Here is a 13,983-nt window from a genome sequence, read left to right as displayed (position 1 = left end):
CGCGTTTCCTTGTTGTTTCCTGACGAAAAGGAAACAACCCGACCCGCACCATGGGCTGTTGTGAACGTCGGACGGTCCGTACACCGAGGAGAAGGGCAGGGGACGTATGCGGGTGCTGGTGGTGGAGGACGAGCCGGTCCTCGCCGACACGATCGCGGAATGGCTGCGTCAGGAGGCCCACGCCGTCGACGTCGCACACGACGGCGCCGCCGCCCTGGAACGCACGGACGTCCATGCCTACGACGTCGTCGTCCTGGACCGGGACCTGCCTCTGGTCCACGGCGACGAGGTCTGCCGCCGGCTCGTCGCGAACGGGGCGTCCTCGCGGGTGCTGATGCTGACCGCCGCCGCGGACGTCACCGACCGGGTCGTCGGGCTCGGTCTCGGCGCCGACGACTACCTCACCAAGCCCTTCGCCTTCCCCGAACTCGCCGCCCGCGTCCTGGCCCTGGGGCGGCGCAGCCGCCCCGCGGTGCCGCCGGTCCTGAGCCGCTCGGGAATCACCTTGGATCCGGCGCGCCATGAGGTCTTCCGGGACGGGCGGTACGTTCCGCTTGCACGGAAGGAGTTCGCCGTACTGGCCGAGCTGCTGCGCGCGGACGGGGCCGTGGTCTCCGCCGAGCATCTGCTGGAGAAGGTGTGGGACGAGCACGCCGACCCGTTCACCGGTGCGGTCCGCCTCACCGTCCTCAAACTGCGCCGCAAGCTGGGAGACCCGCCCGTCGTCGAGACCGTCACCGGGGTGGGGTACCGCATCCCATGACGCCCGGAGAGCCCGTGAAACCCCTGAAGCCCCGGAAACTGCTGCCGCGCCGCATCACCCTGCGAGGCCGGCTCACCCTGATCTACAGCGGTATGTTCCTCGCCGCGGGGGTGGTCCTGCTCGGTGTCACCTATGTCCTGTTCAGTCAGCAGCTGAGCCCGCAGGGCCCCAAGGTCTTCAGCGGTCGCAGCCCGGCCACCCCGCCCGCCACCGTCTTGCCTCCTGCCGACGGCGCCGTACGCATCGGCAGCGATCCGGGGAAGTGGATGAAGGCCCAGGAGGACAAGCTGCGCGACGCCGCGACCACCTCCCTGATCACCCAGGGCGGCATCGCACTCGCCGTCGTCGGCAGTGTCGCTGCGGGATTCGGCTGGCTCATCGCCGGCCGTGTCCTGGCCCCGCTGCACCGGGTCACCGACACCGCCCGGCGTATCGCCGCCGCTCCGGTCGCCGACCGCGGGCTGCACGAACGCATCTCCCTGCGCGGCCCCGACGACGAGGTCAAGGACCTCGCCAACGCCTTCGACACCATGGTCGAACGCCTCGACCGCTCCTTCGACGGCCAGCGACGCTTCGTGGCCAACGCCTCCCACGAATTACGCACACCTTTGACCCTGGGCCGCGCCCTGGTCGAGATGGCCATGCACCGCAGGACCGCCTCGCAGGACGTCAAGCGGCTCGGCGAAGACCTGCTGCAGATCAACGCCCGGCATGAGCAGCTGATCAACGGCCTGCTGCTGCTGGCCACTTCGGAGAACGAGGTCATCGAGCGGCGTCCGGTCGATCTGGCCGACGTGGTCGCCCATGTGGTGACGCAGACGGCCCCGGAGGCGCAGCAGGCCGGGGTCACCCTGCACGAAGAGGCGCACGAGGCGGTCACCGCCGGCGATGCCCTGCTGCTCGAACGACTCGTCCAGAACCTGGTGGAGAACGGCATTCGGCACAACTCCGGCCACGGCGGCTGGGTACGGGTGGCCAGCCGCACCCGCGACGACGGCAGGATCGAGATCGACGTCGCGAACACCGGCCCCGTGGTGCCTGCGTACGAGATTCCGGCCCTCTTCGAGCCCTTCCGCCGCCTGGGCAACGAACGTCTGGTCACCGCCAAGGGAGCGGGCCTCGGCCTGTCCATCGTCCGCTCGATCGTCCGCGCCCACGGCGGCGACGCCACAGCCCGCCCTCACGAAGGCGGTGGCCTGGTCGTCATGGTCACCCTGCCACCCGACTCCACTCCACCGCACCCCGAGGCATGGACCGCCCCGCCCCAAGGCCCGACTCTCCGGATGTGAACACCAGTCCGAAGGCGGTGATCCCTTCTAGGATTCCTCTGCCGCGGAGACTTTCAGCGCCCCCGAGTCGTGGGCGACTCGTCCGCCGACGACGGTCGCCCCCACGGTCAGCTCCCCTATGCGTTCGGGGGCCACCCCCAGCAGGTCGTCGCTGAGGACCACGAAGTCGGCGAGCATGCCCCGGGTGAGGGTTCCCTTGATGTGCTCCTCGTGGACGGCATGGGCCGAGCCGACCGTGTACGCACGTAGCGCATCCTGCGCCGTCACTGCCTCGTGCGGGCCGATCGGCATGCCGGAGGCGGTGCGCCGGTTCACCATGTCGTGGATGCTCAGCAGCGGGTCGGAGGTGACCACGGGGGCATCCGAGGAGCCGGGCAGCACTACGCCCGCGTCCAGGAACGATCGCATCCGGTAGGCCAGTTGGCTCCGTACGGGGCCGAGCGCCGCCAGCAGGCCGTCACCGGTCTCCGACAGGAACCGGCCCTGCGGTACCGGGATCAGGCCCTGCGCCGCGATCCGGGCGACCTGCGCGTCGCTCGTCACCGCCGCGTGCTCGATCCGGTGGCGCACATCGGCGCGCGGATACAGCCGCCCCGCCTCCTCGTACGCATCCAAGACGATGTCCAGGGCGGCGTCCCCGATGGCGTGCGTGGCGACCTGCCAGCCGCAGCGGTGCGCCTCGACGATGTACCGGCGGATCTGTTCGCGCTCGTACTGGAGCAACCCGCTGTTGCCGGGGGAGTCGTGGTAGTCGCAGCACATCGCGGCCGAACGGCCGATCAGCGAACCGTCCGAGAGGATCTTCGTCGGCCCGATGCGGAGCCACTCGTCGCCGAAGCCGGTGCGCAGACCGAGGTCGAGGCCGTACCACCTGGCGCCCGGTTCGAAGACGCCGCAGTTGCGCAGTGCGGTGATGTACGGCATGACCGTCATCCGGACGCCGAGCTGGCCCCGTTCCCGTGCCCGCATGAAGGCGTCCAGGTCGGCGGGCCCGTTGCCGATGCCGTCGGTCACACCGATGCCCGGCTCGGTCGCGCTGGTCAGGCCGACCGCGAGGGCAGCCTCTGACCCGGCGGCGATGTTCGCGATCCACTCCTCGGCGGGCGCCGGCCGGAGCACTCGCTCGACCAGTTGCATCGCGGTCTCCTGGAGCAGGCCCTCCGCGCGCCCGTCCGCGCCACGCACGACCATGCCGCCGGGCACCTCGGGCACGGTGCTGAGATCGGTGAACCCGGCCCGGGCGAACGCCTCCGTACTGGCCACGGCCATGTGGTGCGAGGTGTGCACCAGCCAGACCGGACGGCCCTGGGCTGCCCGGTCGAGCGCCTCGGCCGTCGGATGGGCGCCGATCTTGTTCTGGTCGTAGCCCGCGCCCAGCACCCAGGCGTCGGCCGGCAGCGTCGCGGCCCGCTCCGCCACGGCCCGGTACACCGCGTCGAGGCCGGGCGCGGCGGCGTACGAGACGTCCAGCTCGCGCAGCCCCTTGCCGACCATGCTCAGGTGGTGGTGCGCGTCGTTGAAGCCGGGCACGGCGTGCGCCCCGCCGAGGTCGACGACCATGTCGGCGGTGCAGCCCCGCAGTTCTTCGTCGAAGGCGGCGATCCGGCCGCCCAGGACGCCGATGGAGCGAGCCGTGGGGCGGTCCGGGTCGAGGGTGGTGAACCGTCCATTGTGGAACACGGCGTCGAGGCGCACGATGGTCAACTCCTTGGGGGATGGGGTCCGGCGGCCGCCGCGGCCGGGAAGGCAGCGCGGCGCCACCGAAGGTCTGGTGCGGTGGAGGTCAGACGGCTGCCGGGACGGGCCGCTCCTGAGGCGCGCGCCGTTCGGTGAGCCGGGCGAGAGCGGCGACGCACGCCGTGGTGACCAGCAGCAGGACCGTGTAGAACCCGGCCACGGGCCAGACGGAGCCGCCGCCGGACGTCAGCAGGGACTGGGCCACCAGCGGGGTCGTACCGCCGATGAGGGTCGAGCACAGCTGGTACGAGAGCGAGATGCCGGTGTAGCGGACCCGGGAGGGGAAGGCCCGGGCGAGGAAGCCGGCGAGGACGGCGTAGTACCCGGAGCCGCTGATCGTGGCGAGCGCGATGCCGCAGAAGACAAGGACCGGCCGCGCGGTGTTGATCAGCAGGAACATCGGGACGGCGGCGACGGCGTTGGCCAGCAGCGAACACACCATGAACCGGGCCTCGCCCACCCGCTCGGAGATCAGCGCGGCGATCGGCTGCCAGGTGAACTGCACCACCGAGAGCGCCAGGAGGATGTACAGCATCGTCTGCCGGTCCATGTGCAGCTCATTGGTGGTCCAGGAGAGCACGAACGTGTTGGTGAAGTACGCGGCGGAGATACCCATGATCGAGGCGCCGATGCCGAGCAGCACGGTCCGCCAGGCGGTGCGCAGCACCTCGGCGATCGGCAGCTTCACCACGTCGCCGCTCTCCCTCACACGCTCGAAGTCGTCCGATTCCTCGACCTTCAGGCGGATCACGAGGCCGACCACGACGAGCAGTCCCGACAGCAGGAACGGCACGCGCCAGCCCCACGACAGGAAGGCCGCGTCGTCCAGGGTGCCCGCGGCGAGGAAGACCAGCGTGGACAGGATCGCCCCCGCCGGGGAGCCCTGCTGCACCAGCATGGCGAAGAAGGAACTCCGGCCCTTCGGTGCGCTCTCGGACGCCATCAGCACCGCGCCGCCCCATTCGCCGCCCACGGCGATGCCCTGGACGGCGCGCAGCAGCGCCAGCAGCACCGGCGCGGCGACCCCGATCTGCGCGTGGGTGGGCAGTACTCCGACGAGGAAGGTGGCGGCGCCCATCAGCAGCAGTGTGGTGACCAGGGTGCCCTTGCGGCCCATGCGGTCGCCGAAGTGGCCGAAGATGATCCCGCCGAGCGGCCGGGCGAGAAAGCCGACCCAGAACGTCGCGAAGGAGGCGAGCACACCCGCGGCGGGCGACACGTCGGGGAAGAACAGCTTTCCGAAGACCAGCGCGGACGCCGTTCCGTAGATGTAGAAGTCGTACCACTCGATGGTGGTGCCGACGAACGAGGCGAGACCGGCGCGGCGGGCCTGGCGCGAAGCACGGGTTCTCCCGGCGGCAGCGGCAGGGCGTGGGACGTTCATGGATCCTCCGGCGGGGACATGCAGACTTCGGTGAAGGGGCCGCCGGACGGTGCGAGAGGATCGGGCGGGGAGGCCTTCGGTGAAGGTGTCAGGACGGTGAACAGGACAGTCACAGTTTGAATTCGGCCACCCATGCCGTCTAATACTTGATTACTAACATTCCCATGCCTTTGAGGCATGGCACCTCGCGAGGCGTCCGGGAGGTCGTCATGGAACTACGGGTGCTGCGCTATTTCCTCGCCGTCGCCGAGACCGAGTCGGTCACCGCCGCGGCCCGCCAGGTGCATATCGCCCAGCCCTCCCTTTCTCGCCAACTGAGTTCTCTGGAAAGGGACTTGGGTGTCTCTCTGTTTGCTCGCCGCCCCGGTTCGCTGACCCTGAACGCTGCCGGCCGGCGCTTCCGCCCCATCGCCCAGGACCTGGTGCGCCGCGCCGAGCAGGCTGCCGAGACGATGGTCGCCGTCGGCCGGGGGGAGGGGGCGGCGCTCACCGTGGTCGCTGCCCCCTCCACGGTCGCGTACCTCCTGGCCCCGTTCATGGCGGGCGGCGCCGCCGCCGGGCCCGCCCTCCGCGACGCCATCCAGGAGGAGCCGAACAAGGTCTTCGACACGCTGATGCGCAGCGACGCCGACCTCGGTCTCTCCACCACCCCGGCGCCGGCCCCGCTGGAAACGGCGTTCCTGGGCCGCACTCCCGTCATCGCCCAGGTTCCCGCCGATCACCCCTGGAGCGGACGCACCGCGATCACCCTCGCCGAGCTGGTCACCGAGCCGCTGATCCTGATGACTCGTTCCAACGCGGCCCGGCTGGTTGTCGACGAGGCTGTCAGCCGGACGGGCCTCACCCCTGCGGGTGTCACCGAGACCGGCTCCTCGGCCTTCGCCCAGGCGCTGGCCGCGGCGGGCCGAGGGGTCTGCCTGGTCACCGACGGCGCCCGCTTCGGTCTCGAGGAACTGATCGTGGACACGCCAGACGGCCCGCTGACCGTCCCCCTGTACGCGGGCTGGGACGCCTCCCACTACGCCCGCTCCTCCATCCACGCTCTGGTCGACGGCCTGCGCGCCTTCTGTGACCGACATATGCGGCGGTTCCCAGGACTGTGACCCCGGCTGCGGCCCCAACTGTGACCTGGGCCGACCGGGACGGGACCGGGCGCGATGCACTGCGGGCGTGCTCCGACGGGTCCGCCGCACGCGCGGCGCGTTTCGGGGCGGTCAGTGAGCATCGAAGCGCCTTACGGCTCTCCGATGCCAAGGCCGAACAGGAGTCCCCAGTGCTTTCGGGCCTGTTCTGAGTTCCCCGTCGTCCGCGCGAAGCACGGGCGCAGCGGTGGTCGGTGCGTGCGCCGTGCGGCGAGCGTGCGTGCCGGGCGTCGGGGCGCAGGCGGGGAACTCAGAACAGGCCCTAGTTGGCCCGGCCGTGCTCAGCGCCAAGCTGAGCGGCGGCCAATGAGGTGCGAGACTGATCGCGGTCCCAGAGCAGGGCCGCGATCGTGGCCGGGAGCGCGATCAGTGCCCAGAAGGCCACCGTCATCACCACTGCCGTCCAGGCGTCCCAGATACTGCCGGCGACGAACCCCGCGGCGAGCGATGCGGCCACCACGCCCACGCACTTCGCCAGACTGAATCGGACCGGCGGTGGGAAGGGGCGGCCGGTGGCAAGGCAGCGGGCCCGCCGGGCGCTGCCGAACGCGGCGATGAAGCCCAGGATCGCTAGCCAGACACCGGCCAGCGTGAGCCCGACGAGCATGGTGGCCTTCTCGTCCGGCAGTCCGGGGAGCGTCTCGCTCACCCCGTCGTGGCTGACGGCGACCTGGACATTCCGCCAGGTGGTGACCTCCACCTCGTCCCCCGGCTTGAGGAGCTCCGACAACTCGCCGTGCGAATCGAGGTGCATCGGCCGATCGGCGGGGGCCGGAACAGGAGCCCGCAACTGCACGCGGAACACCGTCGCTTTGCCGCTCTTGACGCGCTCGGCGGAGAGAGCCGTCCCACGGATCGTGTGCAGGCAGCCTGCCGTGCCCCCTGCTGCCTCCCCGCTGCCGCACGGCTGTGCATCCAGGAAGGCTCTCTCATCGGCGATCCGCTCGGGGACCGGAAGGCTCGGGGCCACCGAGACCGCCAGCAACACCAGTCCGAGCAGCGCCCAGGCCACCGCACGCAGCCACGCTTTCCCGGACCGGGTCGACCCCAACTGCTCCGCCGTCTGCACAGCCATTTCCGTTGTCCCCCCGTCGCTCCGGGAGCATTGAGCCACACACCACTGATCAGGCAACAGGCCGGGGTGCGGCAGCGTCATACCTGCGCCTGGTTGCCGGGATACGGCAATCTCGGGTGCTCAGAGACGGGTTCCCACCCCACGCGGCACGGTCGGGCCCGACTCGCACGCAGCCGCCCGGGTGCGGTCGCGCGGCTCGGCCAGGATGCGGCTCATGCGATGGTGCCAGTGGCGCGAAGGGCGCCGCGCGGGAGTTCCCGTGCGGCGCCCCGCTGTGGGCATGTTGCGTTACTTCAGCGCGTACGCCCGGGTGACGGTCTGGACCGTGCGGTTGCCCGCCTCGTCCCAGACCTCGGCCTTGGTGCTGACGTAGCCGTTCGAGTCGGACAGTTCAGCGTTGGTGAACCGGGCCTTGAAGGAGTTCTCGTCGGTGCGGTCGACGTCGACGCTCTTCCAGGTGGCGCCGTCGTCGTAGCTGACGGAGAACTTCGCCCCGGCCATCCGGCTGTCGCCGGTGAAGCCCTTCGCGCGGGAGGCGTCCACGGTGATCGTGGAGTGGCTGCCCGCGGCCACCTCGTTGAGCAGGGAGGCCTTCATCCGGTAGTGGAGCTGGACGACGGGCAGTGTCTCGCAGGCGGTCGCCTGGGGGATGACCGCCTTGCAGTCGGGTGCCTCCATCGACGTCGGCGCCTCGGAAGTGAAGCCGTACTCGGTGACGACCTTGCCGCCGAGCCTTGTTTCGCTGTCGGCATGGGTGTCGGTGGAGACGAAGGTGTAGTCGGCCTTCTCCGGCACGAACACCTTGGAGTCGGTGACGTCGATCTGCTCACCGTTGCGGTAGAACGCCCAGGTCCGGCGCACACCGAAACGCGTCGAGTGCGTCGGGTCGCTGTCACCGCCGAGAGCCGGAGAGAAGAGGGTGCCCACGTCGGAACGGCAGAACGAGCAGGCGAAGCCGGGTGCGACGGACGGATGCTGCACAGGCGCCCACCAGTGCGCGGTGACCGCGGTCCCGGGCCGGTAGCTGCGCGCCGACTCGAGCATGGCCATTGCCCCGGCGCTGTCGGAGGAAAGGACCCGGGCCCGGTAGGTGACGTCCGGACGGGCCAGCAGGTAGTCGTCGCGTTCGGTGCCCAGTTGGACACTCCGCCAGAACCGTCCGGCGCTCCAGGGGGCCGGACCCGAGGAGTCCAGGGCGTAAAAGCCTATCCTTTCGGCGCCGTCGCTGTGGAACGAGCTGCGGACCTTGGCGTAGTCCTCCTTCGTGCTCGGGGTCGACAGGTTCGCCGGGATACCGGTGTTCCAGTCGTACTGGCCCGCGTACTGGTAGCGCGACTCCTTGATGCCCCGGACGTCGAGCGTGGTCCGGCCGGCCGCGACATCGGCAGTGAGCCTGCGGCCTTCGTCGTAGTCGACGCCGAAGTACGGCACGTTCACCCCGTCGACGTACACGCTGAGGGGCTCGTCGACGGTGGGAACGAGGACGATCACGGCGGCGCCGGCCGCCTCCACGCGCTGGATCACCGGGTTGTTGCTGAGGAAGTTGTCCAGGTGCAGAAGGGCCGCCTTGCCCTTGAGGTCGAGTCCCGCCAGGTCCTCCTCTGTCCCCGCGCCTACGTCCACGACGTCATATCGGCCGTGGCCGTCGAACCGGTTGAGATAGTCGGTGGGGATGGGCGTCAGTGCATGCGAGTCCGGCCGGGTCACCGATGCCCGGATCAGCGGCTCGCGGCGTGACTGGTAGAACGTGGCCCACAGCTCGCCGTCGCCCTTCTTCGGCGCCTCGACCGGGATGGCGCCCGCGTGCTGCTCACTGTAGGCCACGTACGCCAGGCCCCAGCCCTGCAGCAAGCTCTTGTCCACTCCCGCGCGGGTGAGGGCGTACGCGTAGTCCGCGGTCTCCAGGGGCCGCTCCTCGTCGCGCACGTCCAGCTTGAAGTCGGTGGCTGTGGTGCCGTCGACGGTCAGCTCGACGTCATGGGAGGTGAGGTCGATCGCCGGAAGGGCGAAGAGATCGAGGGCGTAGTTCGTGAAGTTGTCCCCGCTGGTCTGGGTGTTGATCGAACCCATCATGCTGTAACGCTCCGCGGGCAGGCTCACTTCGGCGTTCCCTGTGTTGGCGCCGAACCCGAACTTGAAAGTGCGGGTGCTCAGCCCCGTGAGGACGTAGCCGAAACTGCTCGGTGCCTGGCCCTTGCGGTCCTTGAAGTGGACGGTGAGCTTGTGCTGTTCGCGCTGCTTGTCCAGGCCGACGGCGGTGTGCGCGATGGCGCCCGACGCGCTGGTCAGGGTGAGGGTGCCGCTCGTCAGACCGATCGGGACGAGGTTCGGGTCGAGAGTGACGGTGATCTCGGCGCTGGCGCCCGCGGCCACCTCGACCGGTCCCGGGACGGTGACCGCGCCCTGCGGGATGTTCCCGCTGAGTGCCGGGGTCACGGTGGTGGCACTGTCTGTGGTGTTGGTGACGGTGACGGTACGGGTCTCCTTGTCGTACGTCCCCGGGTGCCACTCGACCAGACCGAAGTCGGCCGTACCGGACAGCTCCAGCGCCGGGTCGAGCGCGGCGGGGACATCCACCCGGCCGTTGCCCTGCTCGTAGACTGAGTAGGCGCTGCTGGGCTTGGCGTGCGTGACGAGTGCCGCCTTGATGCGCTGACCGGTCCAGTCCGGGTGGCGCTGGGCCAGCAGCGCGGCGGCGCCCGCGACATGCGGAGTCGCCATCGATGTGCCGCTGTCCGCGGTGTAGTGCGCGTCGACGGGCGCGCCCATGGAGGTGCCGGCGGCGCGGGCCGCGACGATGCCGACGCCGGGCGCGGTGATCTCGGGCTTGATGGCGCTGTCGCCGACGCGCGGGCCGCGGCTGGAGAATCCGGCGAGGACATCGGACTTGTCGACCGCGCCCACGGTGAGCGCGGAGGCGGCCGTACCGGGGCTGTTGACGGTGGTCGCGCCGGGGCCGGTGTTGCCGGCGGCGATGACGAACAGGGTGCCGGTGGTTGCCGACAGCCGGTCCACCGCCTGCGTCATCAGGTCCTGGGGAGTGCTCGTGGCGCCGCCGAGGCTCATGTTCACCACATCGGCGCCCTGGGCCGCGGTCCACTCCATGCCGTTGATGATCCACGAGTTCTGGCCAAGGCCGTCGTCGCCGAGCACCTTGCCCACGAGGAGGTCGGCGCCGGGGGCCACACCCTTGTACTTGCCGCCCGAGTCGGCGCCGCTGCCCGCGATGATGGAGGCGACATGCGTGCCGTGGCCGAATCCGTCCTGGACCGTGTCGGCGCCCGGCACAAAGCTCCGGGTGGCTGTCACCCGGTCCTTGATGTCGGCGTGGTTGAGGTCCACTCCGGTGTCGAGGACGGCGACCTTGACGCCCTTGCCGTCCACGCCCTTCGCCCAGGCCTCGGGAGCGCCGATCTGCGGCACGCTCTTGTCGAGGGATGCCCGGACCTTCCCGTCGTACCAGAGGCGGGAGACCTTCGATGCGTTCGGGGCGGTGACCGTCCTGCCGTTCCGAGGGGTCCTGGAGACCGGTTTGACGGACCGCCAGAACTGTCCGGCGTTCTTCTTGTCGATCTTCACGCCCGCCATGTCGACGGTCTCCAGCAGCGCACCGGGGTCGGCGTCAGGCAGCTTGTCGACGCGCGCCTTGAGCGTGGCGTCCGACGGCTTGTCCGCATAGCCGACGATCACCGGCAGACTGCCACTGCGGGAGTCGGCGTAGCCGTCCTTGATGAGCCGGGTGACATTGAACAGCTCTCGGTCGACGACGTCGGAGGCGATGGCGTCCATCGCGTCCTGGGGGATCACATACAGGGCCCCGTCCGGGCCGGACATCGTCTCGAAGTGCTTGCTCGCGCTGTCGGTGTCGGCGAAGTGCACCGACTGTCTGCCGCCTGCGTCCTTGACGACATCGACGGTGTCGCCGGTGACCAGGGTGATCCGGGTCGTGGTGGCCCGGCCGGCCGAGGCTGCGGGCGACACCAGCCCTGTGTACTTCTCCGAAGCCCCGGCGGCACCTGCCAGGCCGGGCAGCGCGGCGACAGCGGCCAGGACCACCGCCGTCGCCGCAAGTCGTCTGTACCGGGTTGCTCTTGGGTTGTCCACGTGCTCCCCTTAACTCCGTTTACAGGCTGGAGCCGACGCGCCTGTTGCCCTTGCGGGGTGGGAGGGGCGGTCGGCTGTGCCGGGCCAGGGTCTACGGAGATCGCTTCCCGGAGAAAGACGTCGGCGCTGTCAGAATCCGGCATGGCGGGAACCTGACAAAATCCAAGTGCCTGAGCATTCTTGTCAAGGCCGCACATGACGGTCACTCACCCCATGAAACTTCACACCGGGCAGGCGGATCAGCCGTCTCGATGCGGCGGTGACGTTCTCGGCGAGGCGCTGAGGGCTGCGGGCGGGGTCTTACAACCTCCCCCTGGCCGTTACCTGTATGCGGGGTTGCCGCCGGTTGAGAAAAACGCTTGGACTCCGCGGGCGCTGTCGCGGGACACTGAGGTTCCGGGCCTGGCCTCCCCGTACTCGCACATGTGCGTCGCCACGAGCTGCGCGGGGGCTCTGCGGCCGTTTCCCGCCTGTCGCACGACGACCCGAGCGACGCACTCACCCGAACTGAAGCTCCGCGCGGCCACTGACGCAAGGGCCTCACCCCCACAGAAGCGCGAGGCGGACCGCCGCACGACCACACGGGGTTGGTATGGGATCGCCTGAATCGCGCGAAGCGCCGGGCAGGGGCTCGGTGCTCCTCGCACTTCGTTACTACGGCCGGGAGTTGGCCAGGCTCCGGTGGCTGACGGTGCCCGGGATGCTGTTGCCGGCGCTTGGCAATATCGGCATTGCCTACATCGCGCCGCTGGTCGTCGCGAAGCTCGTCGGTCGAATCGCCGGCGACGCCGGTACCTCCATCGGTTCGACGTTGCCCTACGTACTTGCCTTCGCCGGCGTGCTGCTCCTCGCGGAGACGCTGTGGCGTATCGGCCTGCACTTCCTGAACCGCCTCGATGCCCTCGGCATCGAGCACCTGTACGTGATCGGCATGGATGAACTGTTCGCCAAGGACGCCGCGTTCTTTCACGACAACTTTGCCGGCTCGCTGACCAAACGGGTTCTGAGCTTCGCCTCCCGCTTCGAGGATTTCGTCGACACGCTGACGTTCTCGGTCGTGGGCAGCTTCGTCCCGCTGGTCTTCGGGTCCGTGGTGCTGTGGTACTACGAACCGCTGCTCGTTGTCGGGCTGTTGGCGATGATCGCGCTGACGGCGCTGTGTGTGACGCCCCTCATCCGTCGCCGCCAGTCGCTCGTCGACCAGCGCGAGGAGGCGATCGCCCGGGTGTCGGGCCACGTCGCCGACAGCCTGATGAACATGGACACGGTCCGGGCGTTCGCCGCCGAGAAGCGCGAGGCCGCCGAGCACCGGTCCCGCGTCGCCCAGTCACGGCGGCTCACGCTGAGGTCGTGGGACTACGGAAACCTGCGCATCGACACGCTGGTCGCGCCGATGTCCGTGCTGACCAACGCGTTGGGCCTGCTGCTCGCGGTTACTCTCGGCGGTGGTGGGCACGGCGTGGAGACGGTTGTTGTCGCCTTCACGTACTACACCAACGCGACGCGGATCATGTTCGAGTTCAACCAGATCTATCGCCGCCTGGAGAGCTCGATGACGGAGGCCGCGCAGTTCACCGAACTGCTCCTGACGCCGCCGACCGTGCTCGACCCGGTGTCGCCGGAGCCGCTGCTGTCCCGGGCCGCCGATGTCCGCTTCGAGCAGGTGACTTTCGCCCACGCGGGTGCGGAGCCGCTCTTCGAGCGCCTTGACCTGGCCGTGCACAGCGGGGCGAAGATCGGCCTTGTCGGCCGGTCCGGCGGGGGCAAGACCACGCTCACCCGGCTGCTGCTGCGGATGACGGACATCGACGCCGGCCGGATCCTGATCGGCGGTCAGGACATCAGCACGCTGCGTCAGGCCGATGTGCGCAGCCTGATCTCCTACGTGCCGCAGGACCCGGCGATGTTCCACCGCACGCTGCGGGACAACATCGCGTTCGCCCGGCCGGACGCCACCGACGCCCAGATCCGCCGCGCGGCCGAGGCGGCGCATGTCACGGAGTTCGCCGACGCGCTGCCGGACGGCTTCGACACCATGGTGGGTGAGCGCGGTCTCAAGCTGTCCGGCGGACAGCGCCAGCGGGTCGCCCTCGCCAGGGCGATCCTGCGCGACGCGCCGATCCTGCTGCTCGACGAGGCGACCAGCGCCCTGGACTCCGAGAGCGAGATCCTCGTCCAGGAGGCGCTGTGGCGGCTCATGGACGGGCGAACGGCGCTCGTGGTGGCGCACCGGCTGAGCACGGTCGCCACGATGGACCGGCTCGTAGTCCTGGACCGCGGTCGGATCGTCGAGCAGGGCACGCACCAGGAGCTGCTCGCGTCGGACGGCGCCTACGCGAAGCTGTGGCAGCACCAGTCGGGCGGCTTCCTCGACGACACTCCCGCGCCGCAGGCCGACCTGCGCTGAAGGCCGGCCCGGTGGCAGGCGGCATCATTCACGGCGGCGGGCAGGCGGATACCGTCGGCGGCCATCCGCGCGAGGTCGTCGA

The 13,983-nt window shown here is 69.9% G+C and carries 8 protein-coding genes; 4 read left to right on the top strand and 4 right to left on the bottom strand.

Annotation, left to right across the window (positions count from 1 at the left end):
- Nucleotides 1-106 precede the first annotated feature (106 nt).
- Both AB0915_RS16420 and AB0915_RS16415 read left to right on the top strand, forming a co-directional pair.
- Nucleotides 107-763, top strand: coding sequence for a response regulator transcription factor (locus AB0915_RS16420; protein WP_366691739.1), 657 nt, complete (start codon nucleotides 107-109; stop codon nucleotides 761-763).
- A complete protein-coding gene (locus AB0915_RS16415) occupies nucleotides 760-2,052 on the top strand; it encodes a HAMP domain-containing sensor histidine kinase (protein WP_366691738.1) in 1,293 nt (430 codons plus the stop codon). Before AB0915_RS16420 ends, AB0915_RS16415 begins: the two co-directional genes overlap by 4 nt.
- A 27-nt stretch (nucleotides 2,053-2,079) precedes the next feature.
- On the opposite strand, the gene AB0915_RS16410 is transcribed toward AB0915_RS16415, so the two are convergent.
- Together AB0915_RS16410 and AB0915_RS16405 are read right to left on the bottom strand one after the other, a co-directional pair.
- Complete coding sequence (locus AB0915_RS16410) at nucleotides 2,080-3,747, bottom strand: amidohydrolase (protein WP_366691758.1); 1,668 nt, start codon at nucleotides 3,745-3,747, stop codon at nucleotides 2,080-2,082.
- Between the two features lie 88 nt (nucleotides 3,748-3,835).
- Entirely contained in the window at nucleotides 3,836-5,173 is a 1,338-nt protein-coding gene (locus tag AB0915_RS16405; RefSeq protein ID WP_366691737.1) for an MFS transporter, read from the bottom strand.
- Between the two features lie 164 nt (nucleotides 5,174-5,337).
- On the opposite strand from AB0915_RS16405, the gene AB0915_RS16400 reads away from it, so the two are divergent.
- Entirely contained in the window at nucleotides 5,338-6,276 is a 939-nt protein-coding gene (locus AB0915_RS16400) for a LysR family transcriptional regulator (RefSeq protein ID WP_366691736.1), read from the top strand.
- A gap of 301 nt (nucleotides 6,277-6,577) precedes the next feature.
- Here the strand turns inward: AB0915_RS16400 and AB0915_RS16395 are convergent, their stop codons facing one another.
- Both AB0915_RS16395 and AB0915_RS16390 read right to left on the bottom strand, forming a co-directional pair.
- Nucleotides 6,578-7,390 (bottom strand): hypothetical protein, encoded by an 813-nt coding sequence (locus tag AB0915_RS16395; protein WP_366691735.1) that lies wholly within the window; start codon nucleotides 7,388-7,390, stop codon nucleotides 6,578-6,580.
- 288 nt (nucleotides 7,391-7,678) lie between these two features.
- Entirely contained in the window at nucleotides 7,679-11,494 is a 3,816-nt protein-coding gene (locus tag AB0915_RS16390; RefSeq protein ID WP_366691734.1) for a S8 family serine peptidase, read from the bottom strand.
- Between the two features lie 592 nt (nucleotides 11,495-12,086).
- On the opposite strand from AB0915_RS16390, the gene AB0915_RS16385 reads away from it, so the two are divergent.
- Nucleotides 12,087-13,901: an ABC transporter ATP-binding protein gene (locus AB0915_RS16385; RefSeq protein WP_366691733.1), complete on the top strand. Its 1,815-nt coding sequence runs from the start codon at nucleotides 12,087-12,089 to the stop codon at nucleotides 13,899-13,901.
- Nucleotides 13,902-13,983: the final 82 nt, after the last annotated feature.

The sequence above is a fragment of the Streptomyces sp. NPDC048411 genome (genome assembly GCF_040704695.1).
Lineage (GTDB): Bacteria > Actinomycetota > Actinomycetes > Streptomycetales > Streptomycetaceae > Streptomyces.
The sequence above is the reverse complement of the archived record's forward strand: the minus strand, read 5'-3'. Positions and strand labels throughout refer to the sequence as shown.

Bases quoted from the DNA above. Each gene is read 5' to 3' on its own strand.
- AB0915_RS16395 (WP_366691735.1), bottom strand. From the start codon at position 7,390: ATGGCTGTGCAGACGGCGGAGCAGTTGGGGTCGACCCGGTCCGGGAAA.
- AB0915_RS16385 (WP_366691733.1), top strand. From the start codon at position 12,087: ATGGGATCGCCTGAATCGCGCGAAGCGCCGGGCAGGGGCTCGGTGCTC.
- AB0915_RS16415 (WP_366691738.1), top strand. From the start codon at position 760: ATGACGCCCGGAGAGCCCGTGAAACCCCTGAAGCCCCGGAAACTGCTG.
- AB0915_RS16400 (WP_366691736.1), top strand. From the start codon at position 5,338: ATGCCTTTGAGGCATGGCACCTCGCGAGGCGTCCGGGAGGTCGTCATG.
- AB0915_RS16420 (WP_366691739.1), top strand. From the start codon at position 107: ATGCGGGTGCTGGTGGTGGAGGACGAGCCGGTCCTCGCCGACACGATC.
- AB0915_RS16405 (WP_366691737.1), bottom strand. From the start codon at position 5,173: ATGAACGTCCCACGCCCTGCCGCTGCCGCCGGGAGAACCCGTGCTTCG.